We start from the raw sequence: 26,420 nt of genomic DNA on the forward strand, positions 1-26,420 counted from the left end.
AACAAAAATGTATTTTAATATTTTTATGCACTATAAGAAAATTTATATTCCTTATTTTTTATATTTCTTACTGGCTGCTAATTATTCAGCTGAGTTTATTTTGAAAATAGGTCAATCCGGATACACACTTATTATTGATGAATACTATATAAGTATATTGATACTTCCATTTTATTTTTTATTTTTTAGAATTGTCACCAATAGTTATTATTCAAAAATAGCTCAAATAAGAATGAACCCATCTAGAAAGATTATTTTGGCAAGTTATTATTCTTTATTTGCTAGTATTTTCTATTCATTTTTATACATATTGGCGGCGATATGTATTCTTGCTATAAAAAAACAAACTTATTTTTCTTTTGAATTTACTTATATAGGCACAATAATTAATCAACAAATTATTATGTTTATAATATGCTTTCTTTTCCTTATTTTATTAAAAAATCAAATATCATTGATATTATGTCTATCTATGAGTATTATTCCTATCATTGATTATTTCTTTTTTTCGTCAAAACTTATTTATTTTTTTAATATAGCAGGATTGAATGCTTTTTCACCTTTGTATTTTTTTAGAAATATAGCAGTGTGTATACTAATTTTTCTAAACACATTTTCTTTTATAAATAGGAAAATAGTTGAACGTGAAATTTTAATTCGTTGGAAAACTGTAAAGAAAATGGTATTAATGTTTATTTTAATATTACTATATACTTTTTTTAAATATATAAATTATCAGGATTATTCTTATTTATCGGTGTATAGCATGGAATTTTTACTTGGTGTTGAGCCAGCTATGGTAAAAGATTTGTTGTATGAAGATATTTTTTCTTTTCCCTTTATGTGGTATTTTATTATAGTTTTATATTTTCTATTTTTAGGGTCCACGAGATATGAAGATTGGACTTCTACAGGAGTTTATTTGAGAATACGGACAACAAAGCACACATTTTCAATCTTAAAGAACCTTTCTCTGTTATGTATAAGTTTCTTTTTTGTGACCGTATACTTTTTTATCCCTTTGATTTTAGATACACAATTTAATCCGAATGCCAACTCAGAGATAGACTATTTTCTTGCTAAGATACTTTTAACGTCATGGATGGTATTGTATTCTTCGGGGATATTTTACGAATATATGACCATGAAAATTTCTCCAAAAATCAGTTTAGTTATAGTAATGATTCTAATTTTTGTGAACATCTTAGTTGGAAAAGGAATCTATTTGAACGCATTAATGGTTAACCAATGGGAGTTAGTTTTTATATCAAGAAATCTAGCCATTACTTGGTCAATTATTGTTTTCTTGATTTCGTGTAGTCATTTTTTTATGAGAGGAAGTAGTAAGTAAATGAGCAAATTAGAAATAAAAAATGTAACAAAAACAATAAAAAAAAGAAGGATTTTAAATAATATATCTTTTGTAGCTCAATCTGGTCAAATTATAGGAATAACTGGACCTAATGGCTCTGGAAAAACGATGCTATTAAAGGTAATTACAGGTTTAACTTCTTATGATGCGGGAGAAGTTAAACTTGGAGAAAAAATTGTTGGACATGATATTGAGCACTTAGAAGATACAGGTATTATTATTGAGAATCCTCAGTTTATAAATGATTTGACGGCTTTTCAGAATTTGAAATTTCTTGCATCTATTAACAATAAAATAACTGATAATGAAATTAGATCAACTTTAAGTAAAATTGGTCTTTTAAATGTGGAAAAGGAGAAATATAAAAATTTCTCATTAGGTATGAAACAACGGTTAGCATTTGCTCAAGCTATAATGGAAGATCAATCAATACTTATACTTGATGAGCCAACTAATGCATTAGATGAAGATGGTATAAAAACGATCGAACAGATATTGATTTCTGAACGTCAAAAGAACAAGATTATTATTATTGCTAGTCATGATTCTGAATTTTTAGCTAGAATAACGGATATTAGGCTTAGAATTAGCGAGGGGCATTTAAATGAAATGGATTAAGAAAAACTGTATAATATTCTTGATACTCTTTTTGATTATTATTTCCTTACTAAGGATTAAAGCTGTTAATAAAAATAATCAAATGTATGAAACCTCAGAAATACCTGTTGAGGTAGGAGAAAGTATTAATATTGAAGATATAGAGTACACTTTAAAAGAAATTGTTAGTATTGAAGAAATATATAAGGAAGATATGGAACGAAACTATATAGTAACAACGTTAGCTATTCAAGTCAAAAATATTGGAGATAAAGAAATTGATTTGTTAGAAAAAAAGTACATTTCTTTTTTTGCTAAGTATCAAAATTTTTCGAGTTATATGATGGCGGAAACGTCAAAAAATGATATTTTGTTGGCTCCGAATAAAGAGGGAACAATTCTTGTAGAAGTGGAATTCGCAAAAGGGAAATTTTACAATTACTATAATCATTATGATAAGCAAGAAGAGTTCTATCTTTATATAAAACCTAACTTCAAAAAGCAAGAAGCGAAACAAAATAATATTTATAAATTTAAAATCATTCCGAAAAAAATGTATGAGTTTTAAACTATATATTGTTTATAGATTAATAATTAAATGATTTTATAAAGACGGAATAGTATATTTTTATACGGGTGAGTATAGAAAATCGATTGAGAAAAATATAATTAATCGTGCAGGAAATTTATCTCTATGTATTAAGAGAGCCACCCATATAGTGAGCCTAGATTAATCGAAATTTGAATAAACTTGAGTTACTTAATAGGTGCAATCAAGTTGATAAAGTGGTACTGTTAAGGTATATATTTGCTAAAAGGTTTAAGTAGTTTCTACCTATTGTGTATACCAGTTTATAACAGTGAAATAAAAAATAAGCTGGGATGGATACACCCAGCTTATTTTTTCGGTTTATTTAGACCAAAGGAAACCTTATTTTCTGTTCCTTTTTTTATCCGTTGAATGTTGTCTTTGTGACGATAAAAAATAAAAGCAGTCACACAGATGGCGATAATAGTTAATAGCCAATCTTGCTTTTCTAAAATAATTGGCGCAATATAAGGGATGAAAAAGGTTGATAAAGTAATAAGCACGGCAGCAATCATACTTGCTAGACTAACCATGCTAGTGAAAAACAAGCAGATGATGAAAATAACTGTCGAATATAAAAAGAAAAGTGGTTGATAACCTAACAGCATTCCCGCACTAGTAGCCACCGCCTTGCCACCTTTAAAGCCAGCAAAGATTGGAAATGTATGACCTAAAATAGCACAAACACCAAACCATAAAGGGTTAATTGTAGTGATATGAAAAATAACAGGTAAGCTAGTAGCCAGTGTTCCTTTTAAAATATCCATTACTAAGACAATGATTCCAGCTTTTTTTCCTAAGACACGAAAGGTATTGGTTGTGCCTAAATTTCCACTACCAAATTGACGGATATCTTTTTTGAAAAAGAGTTTTCCAATCCATACGCCAGAGGGAATAGAACCCAATAAATAAGCAATGACCAATAAAATTATAATTTTCATAATGACCAACTTTCTTAAAAGAACTAGAGCAATTTTAGCATGAATTACGTATTGCAACAATAAAAAAGAACGAAATATTCGAAGGAGGATGCAACATGAGTTTTGAAAATCCTAGTGAACAAGTAATTCAACAATATTTAAAAGAAGCAAAAAACATTGCAGTGATTGGGTTGAGTAATAAAGAAGATCGAACTAGCTACAAAATTGCTGAAATTTTACAAGAGCATGGGTATCGTATTTTTCCTGTAAATCCTGTATTAGCAGGGCAAACAATTCTTGGTGAACCTGTATATGCACGTTTGCAAGATATCTCTGAAGAAATCGATATTGTGGATATTTTTAGACGAAGTGAATTTTTACCAGATGTTGCGAAAGATTTTTTAGAAACGAATGCTAAAGTATATTGGGCGCAACTAGGTATTGAAAATGAAGAGGCTGCTAAAATTTTACAAACAGCAGGTCGAACAGACATTGTAATGAATCGTTGCATTAAAATTGAATTAGCAAAGATGACGTAAATGCAAGTATGAAAAAAAGTTCTAAGAGAAAGTTTCTTCTTAGAATTTTTTTCTTGTTTTTCACGAATTTTTTGCTTAGTGGAACAAATATGATGTATAATGATTCGAGTAAATTTTGAAAAAGGAGCGCTAGCTTTGGTAAAAAAACAAACCAATGAATACAATGACGCCTCAATCCAAGTTTTAGAAGGATTAGAAGCGGTAAGAAAAAGACCCGGGATGTATATCGGTTCGACAGATGGCCGAGGCTTACATCATTTAGTATATGAAATTTTTGATAATGCTGTCGATGAAGCTCTTTCAGGTTATGGAAAAGAAATCAGTGTAACCATTCATGAAGATAATAGCATTAGTGTTCAAGATAGTGGACGTGGAATGCCCGTGGGAATGCATGCTTCTGGAATCCCGACAGTTGAGGTTATCTTCACTGTCTTACATGCTGGCGGTAAATTTGGACAAGGTGGTTATAAAACATCAGGTGGTTTACATGGTGTGGGTGCCAGTGTGGTAAACGCCTTATCTACTTGGCTAACTGTCACGATTGTTCGTGATGGTGTAGAGTATCAAGAGAAATTTAAAGACGGTGGAAAACCTGACGGAACGCTTAAAAAAATCGGTAAGACCCGAAAACCAAATGGAACCAAGGTTCACTTTTTACCGGATGCCACTATTTTTTCAGTAACGAAATTTTCTTATACAACGTTAGCAGAACGCTTGCGTGAATCGGCATTTTTATTACGTGGTGTAAGCATTATGCTAACGGATCTTCGCGGAGAAGAAAAAGTAGAAGAAACTTTTCTTTATGAAGAAGGGATTAAAGAATTTGTTGATTATTTAAATGAAGAGAAAGATACATTGACGCCAGTTGCGTATTTCTCAGGTGAACGAGAAGGCATCGAAGTAGAAGTTGCTTTCCAATATAATGATGGTTATTCAGAAAATGTCCTATCTTTTGTTAACAATGTACGTACAAAAGATGGCGGGACGCATGAAGTTGGGTTAAAAACTTCTATGACGAAAGCCTTTAATGAATATGCGCGTAAGGTGAATCTATTAAAAGAAAAAGATAAAAATTTAGAAGGTAGCGATTTTCGTGAAGGGCTATCTGCCATTTTATCTGTGCGTATTCCAGAAAACTTGTTGCAATTTGAAGGACAAACCAAAGAAAAATTAGGAACACCAGCAGCGCGTGGCGCAGTAGATTCTGTTTTAGGTGAGCAATTAGGCTTTTATTTACAAGAAAATAGTGAAATGAGTCAAATGCTTGTTCGTAAGGCTATTAAAGCACGAGAAGCACGAGAAGCCGCTCGTAAAGCTCGTGAAGAAAGCCGTACAGGGAAGAAACGTAAGAAAGGTGAATCTCTGCTTTCAGGAAAATTGACACCTGCGCAATCTCGTAATCCTCAGAAAAATGAATTGTATCTTGTCGAAGGAGATTCAGCTGGTGGTTCTGCTAAACAAGGGCGAGACCGCAAATTTCAAGCGATTTTACCTTTGCGTGGAAAAGTAATTAATACTGAAAAAGCTAAAATGCAAGATATTTTAAAAAATGAAGAAATTAATACAATGATTTATACAATCGGTTCAGGTGTCGGTCCGGAGTTTGCAATAGAAGATTGTAACTATGACAAAGTAATTATCATGACTGATGCGGATACTGATGGGGCACATATTCAAGTCTTATTATTGACGTTCTTTTATCGCTATATGAAACCATTAATTGAAGCTGGGAAAGTTTATATCGCTTTACCGCCATTGTATAAAGTGTCTAAAGGTACAGGGAAAAAAGAGATTATTGAATATGCTTGGACCGATGAAGAACTGGACCAAATGATAAAAAAAGTTGGTCGTGGTTACATGATTCAACGTTATAAAGGTCTTGGTGAAATGAATGCTGAACAATTATGGGAAACAACTATGGATCCAGAAACAAGAACGTTAATTCGGGTTCGAATTGATGATGCTGCTAAAGCTGAGCGTCGTGTGACAACGTTAATGGGTGATAAGGTTGAACCGAGACGCAAATGGATTGAATCTCATGTTCAATTTTCATTAGAAGAAGAAGGTAGTATTCTGGAGAAAAAAGAAGATGAACCTGAAATTGAAGTACAATCTATACAAGACGTTCAAGAGTTAAGTTTATTTGATGATTAGGAGGTGATCTCTTGGAACACACAAACAATATTCAAGAATTAACATTGGAAGAAGTCATGGGAGATCGCTTTGGAAGATATTCTAAATATATCATTCAAGAACGAGCATTACCTGATATTCGAGACGGTTTAAAGCCGGTGCAACGTAGGATTTTATTCGCGATGAATAAAGATGGGAATACCCATGAAAAAGGGTTTCGAAAATCTGCTAAATCTGTCGGGAACATTATGGGGAACTACCATCCTCACGGCGATAGCAGTATTTACGAAGCAATGGTTCGGATGAGTCAAGATTGGAAACTACGTGAAATCTTGATTGAAATGCACGGAAACAACGGAAGTATGGATGGAGATCCTCCTGCTGCGATGCGTTACACTGAAGCACGTTTATCACAATTAAGTGGTGAATTATTAAAAGATATTGAAAAAGAAACGGTCGATTTTGTCTGGAACTTTGATGATACCGAAAAGGAACCAACTGTTTTACCAGCAAAATATCCCAATTTACTAGTAAATGGTTCTACCGGTATTTCTGCTGGTTATGCAACAGAAATTCCAACGCATAATTTAGATGAAGTAATTAATGGAACGATTTATTTGATTGATCATCCTCAAGCTTCTTTAGATAAATTGATGGAATTTATTCCAGGTCCAGATTTTCCAACAGGTGGTATTTTACAAGGGAAAGAAGAAATCAAAAAAGCTTATGAAACAGGCAAAGGAAAAGTGATTTTACGTTCGAAAACACGTATTGAAACGATTCGTGGCGGCAAGCAACAAATCATTATTAATGAAATCCCTTATGAAGTAAATAAAGCAACTCTTGTTAAGAAAATGGATGAAATTCGTTTGAATAAAAAAATCGAAGGAATAGCTGAAGTTCGTGATGAAAGCGATCGAACTGGGTTACAAATTGTTGTGGAATTGAAAAAAGACGTGAATGCTCAAGGAATTTTGAATTATTTGTTCAAAAATACGGAGTTACAAATCAACTACAACTTTAATATGGTTGCTATTGATGAAATGCGTCCACAGCAAGTAGGATTAAAACGAATTCTAGAAAGCTATATCAAGCATCGTCGTGGTGTCGTCTTAAAACGCAGTTGCTATGACCTTGCAAAAGCAGAAACTAGACAACATATAGTGGATGGTTTAATTAAAGCCTTGTCAATTTTAGATGCAGTTATTGCAACTATTCGTGGAAGTAAAGATAAAAAAGATGCCAAAAATAACTTGATTATTGAACATCAATTTACAGAAGTACAAGCAGAAGCAATTGTTACGTTACAACTATATCGTTTAACGAATACCGATATCACACAATTAAAAGCAGAAGCAGAAGAACTTGCCGCAATCATTGCTCACCTGCAAAAAATTATTAATAATGAAACTGAATTATTAAAAGTAGTTAAAAAAGAATTGCGTGAAGTTAAAAAACAATATGGTCAGGCGCGATTGACAAGAATTGAAGACGAAATTCAAGAAATCAAAATTGAAACAGAAGTCTTAGTACCCCAAGAAGATGTCGTGATATCTGTTACGCATGAAGGGTATATTAAACGCAGTAGTCTCCGATCTTATGCAGCTTCAAAACCAGAAGAGCTTGGGATGAAAGATGGCGACTATGTTTTATATACCGGACCAGCAAATACACTGGATCATCTATTATTGATTACTAATAAGGGGAATGTGATTTATCGACCGATCCATGAATTACCTGACATGCGCTGGAAAGAAATTGGCGAACACATCTCGCAAACAATTTTGAACTTCTCAGTAGATGAGTCCATTTTAGGTGTATTTACGTATAATGAATTAAATCCATTGAAGAATTTTGTTTTAATTAGTCGAGAAGGATTAATTAAACAAACACGTATGACGGAATTTGAATCGTGGCGAACATATAAGAGTCGTCCGACAACAATTATTAAGTTCAAATCAAAAACAGATGAATTAACAAATGTCTTCTTGGTTAATCAAGAGGAAAGTTTAGATGTCTTTTTAGCAAGTGAAAAGTCTTTTGGTCTACGTTATCCATTAACAGAAGTACCTGTTGTGGGACCAAAAGCAGCAGGTGTTAAATCAATGAATCTCAAAGAAGGAGATTCGGTTGTAAATGGTACATTGGTCTATTCTGAAGGGGATACACCAATTGTTATCGTTACACAGCGAGGGGCTGTCAAACGGATGTTAGCCCAAGAATTAACGCAATTAGGTCGTGCGAAACGTGGTTTAATGATTTTAAGAGAGCTAAAAGCGCATCCGCATCGGATTGTTTATATGGGGAATGGCGAGAATAGACAGCTTCGTCTGCAAAATCAAAAAGGGGAAGAACAACTGATTTCTACAGACAGTTATGCTATAAATGATCGTACTTCAAATGGTTCTTTTGTCATGGATGAAAAACAAGGTGGCGAGGTAACATCAGTTATCGAAATAACAGACCCATCAATTACAAATGACGAAACTGTTGTATAATGAACACTGAAAAGGGACTCTGTATCAATACAGAGTCCCTTTTTTATGGTTTATTGTTCAATTTTTATCAAGTTTAAAAAATGACATTTGATAAAATAATCACAAAATATAAATGTTGTTAAATCAATGTTTTTGTTAATTTTAATTAAATTTTACATATTTTTGTTAATAAAAAAATATGTAAATGCTTGCAAAGTTTCGTTAAAGTGTTATACTGTTCACGTAGAGCTGTTACAATGAACAGGAATTGAGGAGGAACATAAAATGGCATCAGTAACAAACAAAACAGAACGATTAAATACTGCTTGGGAAGGATTTAAAGGCGGACAATGGAAAAAAGAAATTAATACTCGTGATTTTATTCAAGCAAACTACACAGAATACCGCGGAGATGATAGCTTTTTAGAAGGAATTGCCCCTAGCACAGATAAATTATGGACAAAATTACAAGAATTGTTTGAAGTGCAACATCAGCAAAATGGGGTTTATGATATGGATAATAATATCCCATCTACTTTAACCTCACATGCACCAGGCTATCTACTTGAAGAAGAAGAAAAAATTGTTGGTTTGCAAACAGATGTGCCATTGAAACAAGCATTTCAACCATTTGGTGGCATTAACATGGCAAATAATGCGTTAGTTTCAAACGGTTATGAAGCAGATGAAGAAATGACAAAAGTCTTTAGTGAGTGGAGAAAAACACATAATCAAGGCGTTTTTGATGTATATACGCCAGAAATGCGTTTAGCTCGCAAAAACAAAATTATTACAGGTCTACCAGATGCTTATGGTCGTGGTCGAATCATCGGTGACTATCGTCGTGTGGCGTTGTACGGTGTCGATTTCTTAATGGAACAAAAGAAAAAAGATCACGATAATACTGGAAATAAAGTGATGACCGATGACGTTATTCGTTTACGTGAAGAAATTACAGAACAATATCGTGCATTAAATGATCTGAAGAAAATGGCAGCTTCTTATGGATTTGATATTTCTCGCCCAGCTGAAAATGCTCAAGAAGCAATCCAATGGTTATACTTCGGTTACTTAGGCGCCATTAAATCACAAAATGGGGCAGCGATGTCAATTGGACGTATTTCTGCATTCTTAGATATTTATATCCAACGCGATTTAGAACGCGGTGTGATTGCTGAATTTGAAGCTCAAGAAATGATTGATCATTTAATTATGAAATTACGTATGGTGAAATTTGCACGTACACCAGAATACAATCAATTATTCTCAGGTTACCCAATTTGGGCAACGTTATCAATTGCTGGTATGGGTATGGACGGACGTTCACTTGTTACGAAGAGCGATTTCCGTATTTTACACACATTAACAAATATGGGACCATCACCAGAACCAAACTTAACTGTTTTATATTCTTCTCATTTACCAGAAGGCTTCAGAACTTATGCAGCTAAAATTGCAAAAGAAAGTTCTTCTATTCAATTTGAGAATGATGATTTATTACGAACAAACTGGGGATCAGATGACTGTGCAATTGCCTGCTGTGTATCTGCAACAGTTACTGGGAAAGATATGCAATTCTTTGGTGCTCGTGCTAACTTGGCAAAAGCTGTACTGTATGCCATTAATGGTGGTATGGATGAAAAAACAAAAATGCAAGTGGGTCCTAAATATCGCCCAATGACTGGTGAAACTTTGGATTATCATGAATTTATGGAACGCTTCAAAGATATTATGGATTGGTTAGCTGAATTATATGTAAATACATTAAACGTAATTCATTACATGCACGATAAATATGCGTATGAAGCTGCACAATTAGCATTGATGGATTCTGATTTGAAACGTACTTTTGCAACTGGTATTGCAGGGATTTCTCATGCCACAGATAGTGTAATGGCAATTAAACATGGAAATGTTCAAGTAATCCGTGATGAAGATGGCATGGCAATCGATTATGTTCCACAAAATGAATTCCCAACTTATGGTAATGATAATGAAGAAGCTGATGAGATGGCGAACTGGATTTTGGATTATTTCATGACACAAATTAAACGTCAACATACGTACCGTAATTCTCGTCCAACAACTTCATTATTAACAATTACATCTAATGTTGTTTATGGAAAAGCGACTGGAAATACACCAGATGGACGACGTGCAGGTAAACCACTTGCTCCAGGTGCCAACCCAAGTTATCAAGATGGTAAATTCCTAGGTGAGAAAAATGGTCTATTAGCATCATTGAATTCAACTGCTCGTTTGGAATATACACATGCACTAGATGGTATTTCAAATACACAAACCATCAATCCAAATGGTTTAGGAAAAGATGAAGAAACAAGAATTAATAATTTACGCAATGTCATGGATGGTTATTTTGACAAAGGTGGTTACCACTTAAACGTCAATGTATTCACAAATGAATTGCTATTAGATGCACAAAAACATCCAGAAAAATATCCAAACTTAACAATTCGTGTATCTGGTTATGCTGTGAAGTTCCGTGATTTAACACCTGAACAACAAGCAGACGTTATTGCAAGAACATCACATAGTAAATTGTAAGAATAAAAAAATAAGAGAGTGGCGTAGTCACTCTCTTTTGTAAAGAGAGAGGGATTTATATGACGACTCCAGTTATGGGAAGAATACATTCTACAGAAAGCTTTGGAACAGTTGATGGACCAGGTGTCCGCTTTATCGTATTCACTCAAGGATGTCGGATGCGTTGCCAATTTTGCCATAATCCAGATACTTGGAAAATCAATGATCCGAAAGCAGCTTTGCGCTCATCAGATGATGTGTTGGCAGAAGCTGCGAAATACCGTGCGTATTGGGGAGAAAAAGGTGGCATCACTGTAAGTGGTGGTGAGCCGTTGCTTCAAGTAGATTTTCTGATTGATTTGTTTAAAAAAGCAAAAGCACAAGGGATTCATACGACGTTAGATACGTGTGGAAAGCCATTTACTAGAGAAGAACCGTTTTTTAGTAAATTTGAAGAGTTAATGAATTATACAGATTTATTATTGTTTGACATTAAACATATTGATAATGAAGCGCATAAACGATTAACAACTCAAAGCAATGAGAATATTTTAGAAATGGCTAAGTATCTTTCTGAGATTGGGAAACCTGTTTGGATTCGTCATGTATTAGTTCCTCAACGGAGTGATTACGATGAGTTTTTGATTCGCTTAGACGATTTTATCCAAACGTTGAATAACGTCGATAAAGTAGAAGTGTTACCTTATCACACAATGGGTAAATACAAGTGGGACGAATTAGGAATTAAATATCCTTTAGAAGGTATTGAGCCTCCAGGTCAAGACCGAGTGAGCAATGCGAAAGAGTTATTGCATGTTAATCAATATACGGGCTATTTGACTCGGTAATCTATTCATAAGAATGCAACAAAATAATCAACTATCCGAACTATGAAGAACAATCAAGTGGATCCTTATCTAAAAGTTATTAAGGACGACAGAATGTTTCTTGTCATATATAGTTCGGATAGTTTATTTAGATTGGCATCATTTATTATATTCTAAAATAATCCGCGTCTTTTCAAGGAAAGATATGGAAATTTCTGGATGATTTTGCTATGATTAACAATGAATTGAAAGATTGGAGCGAAGTATATGTCAAAAATTTTAGTCTTTGGACACCAAAATCCAGATACAGATGCCATTGGTGCAGCAATTGCTTTTGCAGAATTACAAAAAGCTTTAGGGAAAGATGCGGAAGCAGTCGCATTAGGTACTCCAAGTGAAGAAACACAATATGCCTTGGACCATTTTGAGTTAGCTGCACCTCGTGTTGTAGCAACAGTCGCAAATGAAACAGCTGACGTGATGCTAGTTGACCACAACGAGTTCCAACAAAGTGTGGCAGATATTGCAGATGTCAATATTTTATCTGTAGTTGACCATCATAGAATTGCTAACTTTGAGACAGCAAACCCACTGTATTATCGTGCAGAACCTGTAGGATGTACAAGTACAATCGTATTTAAAATGTACAAGGAAAACAACGTCGAAGTACCAGGAGCGATTGCGGGTATCATGTTGTCTGCAATTGTATCAGATACATTATTGTTTAAGTCTCCTACGTGCACAGAAGAAGATGTTCAAGCGGCGAAAGCTCTAGCAGCCATTGCAAAAGTAGATTTAGAAGCGTATGGACTAGAAATGTTAAAAGCTGGGACAAAATTAAGTGATAAGTCTGTTGAAACACTATTAGATTTAGATGCCAAAAGTTTCCCAATGGGAGATAAAAATGTTCGTATCGCTCAAGTAAATACGGTAGATTTATCAGAAGTATTTGAACGTCAAACAGATTTAGAAGCAGCGATGAGCAGTGCAAATGTAGAGAATAACTATGATTTATTTTTATTAGTGGTAACCAACATTTTAGATAGCGATTCTGAATTGTTAGTTGTTGGTGAACCAAAAATTAATGTGGAAAAAGCTTTCAATGTGACATTAGAAAATAATCGTGCTTTTTTACCAGGAGTTGTTTCTCGTAAAAAACAAGTAGTTCCACAATTAACAGAAAGTTTTAATTAAACAAAAAACACTTCGGAAGAGTTGACTCTGCGAAGTGTTTTTTCGTAGGAGACAGAGATGAAAATTATTTATGAAACATCTGATACAGAGTTGGCAGAAATAGTAAGCAGTCCTTTTTTTGCAGAATTAGTCACTTTGCTGGAAGCTGAAATTCCAACCCTGCGACATTTAAAAGAAGTATTTGGGAATAAAGTTGAGAAAAAACTGGAAAAATTGATAAAAAAAGGAATAATTCAGCGTAAAGAACGACGCTATTTTATTGCTTTCCCTATACTCGAAATTGATAATAAATTATTAGATGACTGGGTGGTAACAATTGTAAAAAGTGCATCGGAAAAAAATAAAAGAGAACGCATAGCTTTCTTAGAAGCTTTATTTCCTCATGATAATTCCGAAATATTTTGTGGAATAGAGACGTCTATTCCTTTAGCGTATTACGATTCACTTTCTAATGAAAATTTGACAGTAGCTTCGCTTTCCGTCGAAGAATGGCCGCTAACATTGCCGCGTTATTTTAGTAATTTACGAACCAAGCCAATAGAACCAGTCTATAAAGAAGTAGCACAATTAATCGGTGATGTAGATCCAAAGTATTATTTGGATCAAGTTCAGGTGGTTATTGAAAAAATATTGGTACAGCGCAGACGAATCCGAGAAAGCATTTTTATTGAATCGATGAGAAAGTTTGGTTTAATTCACAAAACGGAACCTTTAGAATTATGCGTGCCAGTATATAGCTCAGCGTCTTCATTTGAAATGCAACCTCAATTTAATCAATTATCTGTCATTATGAAGCGAATTATTCTAGCAAAAGTGATGACTGAATTGAATGTCACAGCAACAACAAGCATTTTTATTAAAGAAGAGCGCTAAATAAAGCGTTCTTTTTTAATAAAAAGATAATTTTAATTTGATTTTAATGTAAGTGCTTTCTCTTTAAAGTGTTATCTAATCTATAAAAATCACCCAAAATGCATTTATTCTAGTTATTTTTATCAGTAGAGGTTATTCATTGAAAAAAATTTTTTGATAATATTTTTATTGTTTTGTGAAAATGTTAAGAAAAAATGTTCGTGTTTTAATGCATTTTTTTTACTTTTGAAATGAAACTATTTTCAATAGTTGTTTTGACAATGTTTTCATAGCGTTTTTTTGTGAAAAATGAAAGGAAATAAGTTTTAAAATTCATTCTTGAAAAATGAAAATTTTTCCGTAAATAACATTTTTTTATTGAGAATTTTAAATAATATTATTCCTGCGTTATTTTAAATAATGTTGTTAATTTTTATTTTAAAAGATTAAAAATATGATATAATTGTATTAGAAATCAAAAGACAATAGGGTTACATGGCTTTTCGATTTTTTTTATTTTTAGCATTAATAGTTATTTATTTATAAAGCGGTTAGGAGTTTTTGCATGAGTGTGAAAGACAAAAAGTTTTTAGAAGCTGAACAACGATTTTTAACCGGAGAAAATTTTTACGCTCAACATTTATTGGGAGTGCACAAAGAAGGAGAGAACTATATTTTTCGTGTTTGGGCACCAAATGCACAAAAAGTATGGTTAGTTGGCGATTTTAACGAATGGGACGATTCTTTGCCTATGGAAATGCGCGAAGTATCAGGGATTTGGGAAGTAGCAACTTCTCTTCCTAAAGAAGGCGAAAAATATAAGTTTAAAATTCGTCAAGCCGATGGACGGGAGATTATGAAAATCGATCCCTTTGCTATCCGGTTTGAAGAGCGCCCTGGTATGGCAGCAGTCTTGCATACGGTTCCAACTAAAACTTGGAAGGATGGTTTATGGCGTGGACGACAAAAAAGACGTAATACATTTAAACGTCCATTAAACATTTACGAAGTCCATGCAAGTTCGTGGAAACAACATTCAGAGGGCACACCATATTCATTTGCTGATTTAAAAGATGAACTCATTCCTTATGTGAAAAAAATGGGGTATACCCACATTGAATTTATGCCATTGATGGAACATCCACTAGGTATGTCTTGGGGGTATCAATTGACCGGTTATTTTGCATTGTCTTCGTATTACGGTACACCAAAAGAATTCCAAGATTTTGTCGAGGAATGTCATTTGAACAATATTGGCGTATTTGTCGATTGGGTTCCAGGTCATTTTTGTATTAACGATGATACATTACCTTATTATGATGGTACACCGACATTTGAGTATGAAGATCCGAACCGAGCGAAAAATAATCGCTGGGGTACTATTTGTTTTGATTTAGGAAAACCACAAGTCCAAAGTTTTTTAATCTCAAGTGCTTTGTTTTGGCTTGAAATGTACCATATTGATGGGATACGTGTAGATGCAGTTTCAAGCATGTTATATCTAGACTACGATGATGGACCTTGGACACCAAATCATGAAGGTGGTAATCGGAATTTTGAAGGATTTTATTTCTTACAAAAATTAAATGCCGTAATTAAACTTGCATATCCCGCAACAATTATGATGGCGGAAGAGAGTAGCTCTGAAACCAAAATTACAGGATTAATCGAAAATGATGCGTTAGGATTTGATTATAAGTGGAATATGGGATGGATGAATGACGTCTTACGTTTTTACGAGATGGACCCATTATTCCGCAAAGATAACTTTCGTTTATTGACATTCTCATTTATGTATATGATGAATGAAAATTATATATTAGCTTTTTCTCATGATGAAGTTGTTCATGGAAAGAAAAGTTTGATGCATAAAATGTGGGGAGATCGGTATAAGCAATTTGCGCATTTACGAAATATGTATACGTATATGATGACGCATCCTGGGAAAAAACTTCTCTTTATGGGAAGCGAATTCGGACAATTTCTCGAATGGAAATATGATGAGCAATTGGAATGGGAAAACTTAGACGATGACATGAACCTCAAAATGCAACACTTTACAAGTACATTGAATCACTTCTATGAAAAAGAGCCTGCCTTATGGGAATTAGAAGACAGTCGTGAAACAATTGAAATTATCGACGCAGATAATTTAGAGGACACGGTCCTTTCTTTTATTCGTAAAGGCAAAACAAAAAAAGATTTCTTGATTGTCGTTTTAAATCTTGCACCGGTAGAACGACATGATTTTGTAATAGGTGTTCCTTATCCAGGTACGTATCAAGAAATACTTAATACAGAAATGGAGGAGTTTGGCGGAACGTGGACTAAAAATAATGATGATATGCAAACGATTGAGCAATCATTTAAGCAATTTGATTATCAAGTTCAAACCGTTTTACCAGCATTAGGCGCACTAATTATTCGTCCGAAAGATGTTAATGTACGAATAAAGAAAAAAGTCAAAAAAGCAACAAAAGTAACTAACGGAATAACAGCAACAAATGAAATACAAGCAAGTAAGTTGAAAGGGGGCAAGGTGAATTCTTCACCGAAAAAATGAAAACAGAAATGGTAGCCATGATTCTTGCGGGAGGGCAAGGTACGCGACTTGGCAAATTAACCAAAAATATGGCTAAACCCGCAGTTCCTTTTGGAGGAAGATATCGTATTATCGATTTTACTTTAAGTAATTGTGCAAATTCAGGAATTAATAATGTAGGTGTAGTCACACAGTATCAACCTTTGGCGTTAAATCATCATATTGGAAATGGTGCAAGTTGGGGCTTAGACGGAATTAATGCAGGTGCAACTATTTTACAACCTTACTCAAGTTCTGAAGGTAGTAAATGGTTTGAAGGAACAGCGCATGCGATTTATCAAAATATTTCTTATTTAGATCAATTAGATCCACAATATGTTTTAATCCTATCTGGAGACCATATTTACAAGATGGATTATGAAGAAATGCTTGAAAATCATAAACGTAACAATGCTTCTTTATCAGTTGCTGTTATTGAAGTACCAATGAAAGAGGCGTCTCGTTTCGGTATTATGAATACAGATGATAATGATCGTATTATTGAATTTGAAGAAAAACCAGACGAACCAAAGAGTAACCTTGCATCAATGGGGATCTACATTTTCAACTGGGGTCGTTTAAGAAATATTTTAACGACAAGTTATGCAAAAGATAGTTCAATGAATGACTTTGGTAAACACGTTATTCCTGCTTACCTAGATAGCGGTGAAACAGTGGTTGCTTATCGTTTTGATGGATATTGGAAAGACGTGGGTACAATTGATTCTCTATGGGAAGCAAATATGGAATTTTTACGTCCTGACATGGAATTAAATATTCGTGATAAAGCATGGCGTATTTATTCTAAAAACCCAATTTCACCACCACATTTCGTTACGGAAACTGGCTCAGCGAAAAACTCCTTGATTTCTGATGGTTGCTATATTGCAGGGGATGTTAATCACAGTGTCTTATCAGATGATGTACAAGTAAAAGAAGGTGCAAAAATTACAGACAGTATCGTGATGTCTGGTGCAACAATTGGTAAAAATGTATCAATCCACAAAGCAATTATTGGGGAAGATGCGATTATTGGCGATAATGCTGTAATCGATGGAACAGAAGAAATTGCTGTGGTTGGCTATTCTGAAGTGATTGGAGTGACTGTTGATGAGGACTAATAAAATGTGTGCGCTTGTTGGAAATTTGCATCGTTATGATGATTTATTACCATTAACTGCAAATCGTCCACTATCTACTTTACCGTTTGATGGTAAGTATCGTTTACTTGATTTCAATTTATCTAGTATTGCAAATGCAAATATTAAATCATTGTTTATGGTGTTTAATGAAGGTGAAACACAATCCGTATTTGACCATATTGGTGGCGGAAAAGAATGGAGTTTAGATGGTATTCAAAACCGCTTCTTCATTCATATTTATCAAGATTTTATCCGTCGTGCTGACAACAATAGTAGTTATTATGATTTAGTTATTGATTATTTGAAAAAATCAAAATCTGAATATGCGGTATATATGGGTAGTAAAATCTTAGTGAATATTGATTTACGAGCTTTATTACACATTCATCAAGCACATGGCAATGACATGACGGTTGTTTATAAACGTGTACCTAAGAGTCTTTTATATAAAGAAGACATTGTGATTAACTTAGGCGAAGATAACCTGATTGATAAAACTTCTTTAGTGAAAGATACCGAAATACAAGATGTTGTAAATCTATGTGCGGATATTTTTATTATCAAAACAGAAAAATTAATTGAAATTTTACTTGAGAAACAATCTAAAAATATTTTAGGAAATGTTGAAAGTTTCTTACGTGAACGTATTTCAAAAAGTACGTATGCTTATGAATACACAGGCTATTTGAACAACATTTATGATATTCAATCTTATTATCAAGCAAATATGGATATGTTAGATACTCAAAAATTCACGTCGTTATTGTATTCAAGCCAAAAAGTTTATACAAAAATGAAAAATGAAGTACCAACATATTATTCTGAAACATCGATTGTTAATAACAGTCAATTTGCAACAGGATGTATGATTGAAGGTCAAATAGAAGATTCTATTATCGGTCGTGGTAGCGATATTGCAGAAGGTGCAAAAGTTACTGGATCATTAATTTTCCCAAGTAATACAATCAAATCAAATGCAGAAGTTAGCTACGCAATTTTAGATAAAAATATTGTTGTAGAAGAAGGTGTGAAGATTATTGGCACACCAGAAAAACCAATCGTTGTTAAAAAAGGAACGCATGTAACAGCAGATATTATTGGAGGTTAGAAAATGAAACTTCTATTTGCGGCAGCTGAATGCGCCCCGTTTTTTAAAACAGGCGGATTAGGCGATGTAGCAGGTGCACTACCAAAAGAATTAACGAAAAAAGGTATTGAAACAATAGTTGTCTTACCTTATTTCACTAAGATGCCTCTGAAATATAAAGAGCAATGTGAAGATGTATTGAACTTCACGATCTCTGTTGGATGGCGTAGCCAGTATTGTGGTGTGAAACGTCTGGAACTAAATGGCGTAACGTACTATTTTATTGATAGCTTGTATTACTTTGATCGTGAAAGTTTATACGGTTATTATGATGATGGTGAGCGCTTCGCATTTTTCCAAATGGCAATTATTGAATTGATGGAAAGAATTGATTTTATTCCAGATGTTCTACATGTCAATGATTACCACACAGCAATGATTCCATTTTTATTAAAAGAAAAATATAATTGGATTGAAGCTTATCGCAATATTCATACGGTGCTAACAATCCATAATATCGAATTCCAAGGTCAGTATAGTGGCAACGTCCTGCCAGATTTATTTGGCATGGGAAGAGAACGGTATGATGATGGAACCATTCGGATGGGCGATGCATTAAACTTCATGAAAGCTGGAATTTTATATTCAGATCGTGTAAATACTGTAAGTCCTTCGTATGCCAATGAAATCAAGACTCCAGAGTTTGGTTCTGGACTTGATGTGATTTTGCGTATGGAAAGTGGCAAATTAAGTGGAATTGTAAATGGAATTGATTATGATATCAATAATCCTGAAACAGATCCTGCTTTGGTGAGCGCATACTCTGTGGATAATTTATCCGGTAAGGCAGCGAATAAAGAAGACTTGCAACGTTTAATGGGTCTACGTCCAATTAAAGAGGTACCATTAATTGCAGTTGTTAGTCGTTTGACTTATCAAAAAGGTTTCCATCTAGTATTAGACGAATTAGAAAACTTATTACAGTTTGATGTTCAGTTTGTTCTATTAGGAACAGGCGATCCAGTCTTTGAAAATCGATTCCAATCGATTGCTGAAAGATATCCTGAAAAGTGTTCCGTTAGCATTTCTTTTGATGTTCAGCTTGCTCAAAAAATGTATGCCGGAGCGGACATTTTCTTGATGCCATCTGCATTTGAACCTTGTGGCTTGTCACAAATGATTTCAATGCGTTATGGAACATTACCTGTTGTTCATGAAATTGGTGGTTTACGAGATACCGTTGAACCATTTAATCCGATAGAAGGCACAGGTACAGGATTTGGATTCCAAGATTTTACATCATATAATTTAATGCAGTGTTTACAAAAAGCTATTGATTTATACTATTCTTCACCAGAGGCTTGGGATAAATTACGTCGCAATGCGATGTCAAAAGATTTCAGTTGGGAAACTAGCTGTGACGGATACCTTGCTTTATATGAGAGCATAGTGTAATAAAATAAAAAAAGTTTTAGAAACAGGCAGACTGAGGCGTTGAATTATTCAATGTTTCAGCCTGTTTTTAGAAACAGGGGGTAATGACCATTTTAACAAAGGAAAATTTAAAAGAAGAATTGCGACAACGCATAAGAGAAAGCTATGCAGTAGAATTAGAAGATGCCTCAGCAGATGAGTTGTTTTTTACTTTAGGTAGTTTAGTGAAAGCTATTTATAACGATAACTGGCGTGAAACTTGGAAAAATTATTTAAAGGAAGAACAAAAACAAGCTTATTATTTCTCCATTGAATTTTTACCAGGCAAAATGTTAAAAAGTAACTTGCTAAATTTAGGATTATTAGATTTAGTGCGTGAAACATTGTCAGATTTAGATGTAGACTTGGATGATTTAGCAGATGTTGAAAAAGATATGGCACTTGGAAACGGTGGTTTAGGCCGTTTAGCTTCATGTTTTATGGACTCTATTGCTTCAAGTGGTTTACCTGGAAACGGAAATGGTATTCGTTATGATTACGGCTTGTTTAAACAACAATTTGTTGATGGCTATCAAGTGGAATTACCTGATGAATGGCTAAATAATGGGAATGTATGGGAAATCCGTCGCCCGAGTAAAGCAGTCAATGTACATTTTGCAGGAAATGTTTATTTAAAAGAAAATGAACATGGGCAATTAAAACCTGTTGCAGAAAATGAAATTATCTTACGTGCAGTTCCATATGATACTGGAATGGTAGGTTATCAAAATGGCATTGTAAACACTATGCGTTTATGGAGTGTTGAAATTCCGGCTTCAGAAGAAGGTAAATATAAGAGTATCGAAGAACGACGTGTATATGAAGATTTAACGGCTGTATTGTATCCAGATGATTCAAATGAAAGAGGCCGTATGACTCGCTTGATTCAAGAATATTTCTTTGTTTCAGCAGGGGTACAAAGTATTGTGCGTTATTTCCAAAAATTAAATAAACCTTGGTCTGCATTAAGTGAAAAAGTCGCAATTCATATCAATGATACACATCCAGCATTATGTATTCCAGAATTAATGCGTATTTTAATCGATGAGAATGACGTTAATTGGGAACAAGCATGGGACATTACTGTTAAAGTTATGAGCTATACAAACCATACTATTATGGCAGAAGCTCTAGAAAAATGGCCAGTTTATTTGATGAAACAAATTGTTCCGCGTATGTATCAAATTATTGAAGAAATTGATCGTCGCTATGTTGATTCAATGCGTGGTATCCATCCTGAAGATTTAATTCAACGCACACGTATCATTCAAGGCGATCAAGTACACATGGCTAATTTATCGATTATTGGTAGTCATAGTACCAATGGTGTCGCAAAACTGCATTCTGATCTATTAAAATCAGTTGTGTTACATGATTTCTATTTAGTTTATCCAGACCGTTTTAACAACAAAACAAATGGAATTGCACAGCGTCGTTGGTCACAATTAGCTAATGAGCCTTTATCTCATGTATTAGATGAAACGATTGGTAAAACATGGCGTAAAGATTCGTCTGACTTGAAATTATTGATGAATTATCAAAATAATGAAAAAGTGCTGGGTAAATTAGCTGAAGCTAAGCATCAAAAGAAAGAAGAATTGGCAGAATACATTCAAGAAACAACTGGAATTACTGTATCTCCAAATGCAATTTTTGACGTACAAATCAAACGTCTGCATGCGTATAAACGTCAGTTATTAAACTTAATGCACATTCTAAAATTGTATTTTGACTTGAAAGATAATCCTGAGTTAGATATTCATCCACGTGTGTTTATCTTCGGTGCGAAGGCTGCACCAAGTTATACCTATGCCAAAGCAATCATTAAGACCATTAATGAAGTGGCAAATATGATTAACAACGATGCTTCTATTCAAGATAAAATTAAAATTGTCTTTTTACCAAACTACAATGTTTCCTTAGCAGAACGTATCATTCCAGCAGCAGATGTGAGTGAACAAATCTCATTGGCATCAAAAGAAGCATCTGGTACAAGTAACATGAAGTTAATGTTAAATGGTGCTGTAACAGTAGCAACTTTAGATGGTGCGAATGTAGAAATTCGAGATGCTGTAGGCGATGAAAATATTTGTATTTTTGGGTTAACTGAAGAAGAAGTGTACGCATATTATGAAAATCATGAATATTACTCTCACCAAATCTATGATGAGAACCCGGTAATCCGACGCGTAGTGGATGCCTTTATTGATGGAACTATTCCAAATATTGGGTATGAAGGACGCGAAATTTATGATTCATTACTTCGCTACAATGATGAATATTTCTTGCTGCGTGATTTTGATGATTATTGTCGAGCGCAAGAAAGAATTGATGCAACTTACAAAGATCAATCATTATGGCGTAAAATTAGTCTAGTAAATATTGCAAATGCTGGACGTTTTTCTTCTGATGATACTGTAAGACTATATGCAGAAGATATTTGGCAAATTGAACCAATTTTTGCGCATACAGAAAAAGAGGGAACCAGCAATGTCTTTAATCCGTTTTAATCCTTGGCAAAGCTATCATAAACATCCTTTTGGAGCAGTCAAAGAAAATGGACTCGTGCGATTATCTATTGAGGTAATCGCCGAGGACATTTTACAAGTTTATTTGGTTATGCATAAGGATCATCAACCAGAACAACGAATTTTTATGGAAAAACAAGAAGAAGGCTTTTACTCATATGAGTATTTCTTTAATCAAGGGAAAGGTCTTTATTTCTATCATTTTGAAGTGCATACGAAAGTAAACGATCAAGTGTTTGTTGAATATTATGGTGCAAGTGAACAAGGTGGAGAAGGCCGTTTGTATGATGAACCAGCCACTATTTGGGATTTTCAAATTACTTGCTATAAAGAAGCAGAACGCACACCAGACTGGTATCGTAATGGAATTTTTTATCAAATATTTCCAGATCGTTTTTTCAATGGAAATGAAGATAAAAAAATTAATTCACCCAAACCAAACACGTTTATTTATGCAACTGAAGAGGATGAACCATTATATGTAAAAGGTCCAAATGGCGATATTTTACGTTGGGACTTTTTTGGAGGGAATTTACAAGGAATCATTAAAAAAATTCCGTACTTAAAAGAGCTAGGGATAACAGGAATTTATTTAAACCCTATCTTTGAAGCGTGTAGTAATCACCGCTACGATACATCTGATTACTTTAAAATTGATCCTGTTTTAGGCACGGAGGAAGATTTTAAAGAATTAATTGATATTTTACACATAAATGATATGCATCTTATTTTAGACGGCGTGTTTAGTCATGTTGGACAAAATAGTCGTTATTTCAATGCAAACGGTACTTATGGCACACATGTTGGCGCATTTCAAAATCGTCATAGTGAATATTTTTCTTGGTTTAATTTTATTAATTATCCAAATGAATATGAATCATGGTGGGGAATTAAAGATTTACCAGAAATCAATAAGCACGACTCAGAGTTCCAAAAGTTTATTTTTGGAGAAGAAAATAGTGTGTTAACAAAATGGAATCAACTGGGTGTTGATGGTTGGCGCTTGGATGTTGCTGACGAATTACCCGATGAGTTTATTGCAGGTATTCGCAAAAACTTAAACAATTATGAAGATCGTGTATTAATTGGCGAAGTATGGGAAGATGCTTCAAATAAAGTATCTTATGATGTACGACGTGAATATATCTTAGGGGATCATTTGCAAGGCGTGATGAACTATCCATTGCGTGATAGTGCCATTGAATTATTGAATGAGACAAGCTCCCCAGAACAAATTGCGAAGTCATTGACACGACTATATGAAAATTATCCACGGGATATTTTTTACAATAATTTGAATAATATTGGTACTCATGATACGGAGCGTATTTTGACTATGGTTGGCAACCATACAAAAAAATTAGATTTAGCATTTGGGTTTATGTTTTTATCTCCAGGTGTTCCATGTATCTATTATGGCGATGAGGCTGGTTTGACTGGAGCGAAGGATCCTGAAAATCGCAAATTTTTCCCTTGGAGCCAAATCGATCGTGAAATATATGATAATTGTCGGAAATGGGTAGAATATCGTAATAATTATGAAGTATTAATTCATGGTGATTTGAGTTTCTTCTATACAGATGAATTATTTGGTATTTTAAGAAGAGATAAGAATGAATATGTAGCTGTGATAATGAATCCAACTAATTATCCAAAACATGTTAATAAAAAACTACATTTTATTGCAGAAGAAACATCTTTGACCCAAGAAGTGAACCGTCGTTTGGTTGGACGCTCGATTGCTGAAAATAGTTATATTTTAATCAGTAGCAAAGAGAAGAAAGAAAAAATTGAACGTTTCCAAATGAATCAAGAACAATTACAACTTGTATAAACTTACGACAGAGCGCAGACATCTTGTTTGCCTCTGTTTTTTAGGATTAGAGCTGTTGAAGCATAGATATTTATGTTATCATAAAAAAAACTGTGATAAAAGGAATGAAAGTAATGGCACAATATGAAGAAATTAAACGAAAACATGCACGTTTTCCGGCTTATTCAGATGAGGCAGGCGTAAAATTGCAGCCTAAGAATAAACGACCTACTTTTAAAAGTGATGATAATTGGATTCTTACAGAAGCAGCGAAGCATCCACACACAGTTTCTGTTGAAAATAATGAAGAACGTTCATTACGTCGTTCACCTCGAGTAAGTCAGGAAAAAGCGGGACAGAGCATTCGCCAACGTGATGAATTAAGTAAGCATCGTCAGAATTTACCCAACTATAATAAAAAGTATCAGCCCGAAGTAACACCAACAGGGAAAAAGCGTTTGTTTGGAGATACAGTTGCGCACAGTACGTATCAGGTGACAGAAAAAAGAGCAGAAACAGTCACGCGTCCATCAATTAACAAAGAAACGACTGAAAAATCGCCATTTGTTCCTAAATATATTCCTACATCAATTATTCAAGACGAATATGCACCTGCAATTTCTGAAGAGGATTTGATGAATTCTATGAAAAAAGACGAGTATCTCTTATTTGATACAGAACCTGCTGCGTATCAAACTCGCAAAGATACTGATCCTGCTGTTCGTAAATTCAATTCCAATTCTTCCGTCAAAATGACTCGCAGTCAATATCGTGCAAATTCAAAGAAAAAGTAGAAAAATAAGGAAATCTATTTGCATTCATAAAATATTCGTGTTAAACTACGTAAGTAATACTTTTTGATATGTAACTATAATATGTTTATCTTTATAAAAAATGATACGCACTTCTATTTGCACTTCACTCGTTATTACAAAATAAACACATATGATGTGTAATTTGGAGGTACGTTATGAATAACGGTACAGTAAAATGGTTTAACTCAGATAAAGGTTTTGGCTTTATCACAGCAGAAAATGGAACAGATGTGTTTGCACACTTCTCAGCTATCCAAGGCGAAGGTTTCAAAACTTTAGAAGAAGGTCAAGCAGTAACTTTTGATATTGAAGAAGGTCAACGTGGACCTCAAGCAACAAACATCGTTAAAGGTTAATTATCAAGTCAGCTATCGTTCAGATAGTTGACTTTTTTTGTTTCTAAAAATAAAAAAACTAGCATTGTTACACTAGTTTTCATGAAGAGAGAATAAAGTTATTTATTCTGATAAATTTTTAAAATAGTGTAATTGCCATTTTTGAGTTTGCAAGGCAGTTTGATTTAAATTATGGCACCACACTGGGTAAAATCTCATGGCCATTTTACCATTTTGGTCTGCTGTAGATAAAATCTGTTTTTCTACAGCAATTTCTTTTGGAATAGTAAAAATTCCTTTTTTATTTCCATCATCAATCACTACTGCTAACAGTTCTGGACTATCCTCTGCTTTAAAAGGTGTATTGTTTGCTTGTGCATCCTTTTCCCAAAACGTCACAAAATAGCCTGCTTTTTTTGATGTCTTCTTTGCCAGACGGGTTCTTATGATGATATCCTTTGTTTTTGAGTAGAAGAGACAGCCTTCATACGCTGAATTTTGTTGTTCTAAAGAATAAATTTCAATGTTTCCAAATACTCTTTGTAATATATCAGTTGATTTCATTGAAATATCTCCTTAATTCTCATAAGTTATTTATGGAC

The 26,420-nt window shown here is 33.9% G+C and carries 20 protein-coding genes; 18 read left to right on the forward strand and 2 right to left on the reverse strand.

The window, feature by feature from the left end; genetic code table 11:
* Positions 1-7: 7 nt before the first annotated feature.
* The 3 genes from DOK78_RS07820 to DOK78_RS07830 are packed head-to-tail and all read left to right on the forward strand — an operon-like array spanning position 8 to position 2,537.
* Complete coding sequence (locus DOK78_RS07820) at positions 8-1,351, forward strand: hypothetical protein (protein ID WP_207940886.1); 1,344 nt, start codon at positions 8-10, stop codon at positions 1,349-1,351.
* Positions 1,352-1,990, forward strand: coding sequence for an ABC transporter ATP-binding protein (locus DOK78_RS07825; RefSeq protein WP_207940885.1), 639 nt, complete (start codon positions 1,352-1,354; stop codon positions 1,988-1,990). It abuts the gene before it with no gap.
* Positions 1,977-2,537, forward strand: a complete 561-nt coding sequence (locus tag DOK78_RS07830) for a hypothetical protein (protein WP_207940884.1) — start codon at positions 1,977-1,979, stop codon at positions 2,535-2,537. The genes DOK78_RS07825 and DOK78_RS07830 overlap by 14 nt, the downstream gene beginning before the upstream one ends.
* Positions 2,538-2,866: 329 nt before the next feature.
* On the opposite strand, the gene plsY is transcribed toward DOK78_RS07830, so the two are convergent.
* Positions 2,867-3,499, reverse strand: coding sequence for a glycerol-3-phosphate 1-O-acyltransferase PlsY (gene plsY / locus DOK78_RS07835; protein ID WP_207940883.1), 633 nt, complete (start codon positions 3,497-3,499; stop codon positions 2,867-2,869).
* 95 nt (positions 3,500-3,594) lie between these two features.
* Between plsY and DOK78_RS07840 the strand changes: the two genes are divergently transcribed.
* The 15 genes from DOK78_RS07840 to DOK78_RS07910 all read left to right on the forward strand — a co-directional run bounded on the left by DOK78_RS07840 (position 3,595) and on the right by DOK78_RS07910 (position 25,839).
* Positions 3,595-4,017, forward strand: coding sequence for a CoA-binding protein (locus DOK78_RS07840; RefSeq protein ID WP_207940882.1), 423 nt, complete (start codon positions 3,595-3,597; stop codon positions 4,015-4,017).
* A 135-nt stretch (positions 4,018-4,152) separates the two neighbouring features.
* Entirely contained in the window at positions 4,153-6,171 is a 2,019-nt protein-coding gene (gene parE, locus DOK78_RS07845; protein WP_279381646.1) for a DNA topoisomerase IV subunit B, read from the forward strand.
* An 11-nt stretch (positions 6,172-6,182) separates the two neighbouring features.
* Positions 6,183-8,648, forward strand: coding sequence for a DNA topoisomerase IV subunit A (gene parC, locus DOK78_RS07850; protein ID WP_207940880.1), 2,466 nt, complete (start codon positions 6,183-6,185; stop codon positions 8,646-8,648).
* A 264-nt stretch (positions 8,649-8,912) separates the two neighbouring features.
* Positions 8,913-11,192: a formate C-acetyltransferase gene (gene pflB, locus DOK78_RS07855; protein ID WP_207940879.1), complete on the forward strand. Its 2,280-nt coding sequence runs from the start codon at positions 8,913-8,915 to the stop codon at positions 11,190-11,192.
* 59 nt (positions 11,193-11,251) lie between these two features.
* Entirely contained in the window at positions 11,252-12,019 is a 768-nt protein-coding gene (gene pflA / locus DOK78_RS07860; protein ID WP_207940878.1) for a pyruvate formate-lyase-activating protein, read from the forward strand.
* Between the two features lie 246 nt (positions 12,020-12,265).
* Complete coding sequence (locus tag DOK78_RS07865; protein ID WP_207940877.1) at positions 12,266-13,192, forward strand: manganese-dependent inorganic pyrophosphatase; 927 nt, start codon at positions 12,266-12,268, stop codon at positions 13,190-13,192.
* Between the two features lie 57 nt (positions 13,193-13,249).
* A complete protein-coding gene (locus tag DOK78_RS07870; protein WP_207940876.1) occupies positions 13,250-14,065 on the forward strand; it encodes a DUF1803 domain-containing protein in 816 nt (271 codons plus the stop codon).
* 544 nt (positions 14,066-14,609) lie between these two features.
* Positions 14,610-16,607, forward strand: a complete 1,998-nt coding sequence (gene glgB, locus DOK78_RS07875) for a 1,4-alpha-glucan branching protein GlgB (protein ID WP_207940875.1) — start codon at positions 14,610-14,612, stop codon at positions 16,605-16,607.
* Positions 16,604-17,746 carry a glucose-1-phosphate adenylyltransferase gene (locus tag DOK78_RS07880; RefSeq protein ID WP_207940874.1) on the forward strand — a complete coding sequence of 381 codons (1,143 nt, stop codon included), beginning with the start codon at positions 16,604-16,606 and terminating at the stop codon, positions 17,744-17,746. Before glgB ends, DOK78_RS07880 begins: the two co-directional genes overlap by 4 nt.
* Positions 17,736-18,875: a glucose-1-phosphate adenylyltransferase subunit GlgD gene (gene glgD / locus DOK78_RS07885; protein WP_207940873.1), complete on the forward strand. Its 1,140-nt coding sequence runs from the start codon at positions 17,736-17,738 to the stop codon at positions 18,873-18,875. Before DOK78_RS07880 ends, glgD begins: the two co-directional genes overlap by 11 nt.
* 3 nt (positions 18,876-18,878) lie before the next feature.
* The gene (gene glgA / locus DOK78_RS07890) at positions 18,879-20,309 is read left to right on the forward strand and encodes a glycogen synthase GlgA (RefSeq protein ID WP_207940872.1); all 1,431 of its coding nucleotides are present in this window, start codon (positions 18,879-18,881) and stop codon (positions 20,307-20,309) included.
* 83 nt (positions 20,310-20,392) lie between these two features.
* Positions 20,393-22,837: a glycogen/starch/alpha-glucan phosphorylase gene (locus DOK78_RS07895; protein WP_207940871.1), complete on the forward strand. Its 2,445-nt coding sequence runs from the start codon at positions 20,393-20,395 to the stop codon at positions 22,835-22,837.
* Positions 22,818-24,689 (forward strand): glycoside hydrolase family 13 protein, encoded by a 1,872-nt coding sequence (locus tag DOK78_RS07900; RefSeq protein ID WP_207940870.1) that lies wholly within the window; start codon positions 22,818-22,820, stop codon positions 24,687-24,689. The genes DOK78_RS07895 and DOK78_RS07900 overlap by 20 nt, the downstream gene beginning before the upstream one ends.
* Before the next feature lie 113 nt (positions 24,690-24,802).
* Positions 24,803-25,462, forward strand: a complete 660-nt coding sequence (locus DOK78_RS07905) for a hypothetical protein (RefSeq protein ID WP_207940869.1) — start codon at positions 24,803-24,805, stop codon at positions 25,460-25,462.
* 176 nt (positions 25,463-25,638) lie between these two features.
* Positions 25,639-25,839 (forward strand): cold-shock protein, encoded by a 201-nt coding sequence (locus DOK78_RS07910; RefSeq protein ID WP_016174801.1) that lies wholly within the window; start codon positions 25,639-25,641, stop codon positions 25,837-25,839.
* Between the two features lie 102 nt (positions 25,840-25,941).
* On the opposite strand, the gene DOK78_RS07915 is transcribed toward DOK78_RS07910, so the two are convergent.
* Positions 25,942-26,382, reverse strand: a complete 441-nt coding sequence (locus DOK78_RS07915) for a MepB family protein (protein WP_207940868.1) — start codon at positions 26,380-26,382, stop codon at positions 25,942-25,944.
* Between the last annotated feature and the right edge of the window lie 38 nt (positions 26,383-26,420).

It is taken from the genome of Enterococcus sp. DIV2402 (genome assembly GCF_017426705.2).
GTDB lineage: Bacteria > Bacillota > Bacilli > Lactobacillales > Enterococcaceae > Enterococcus_F > Enterococcus_F lowellii.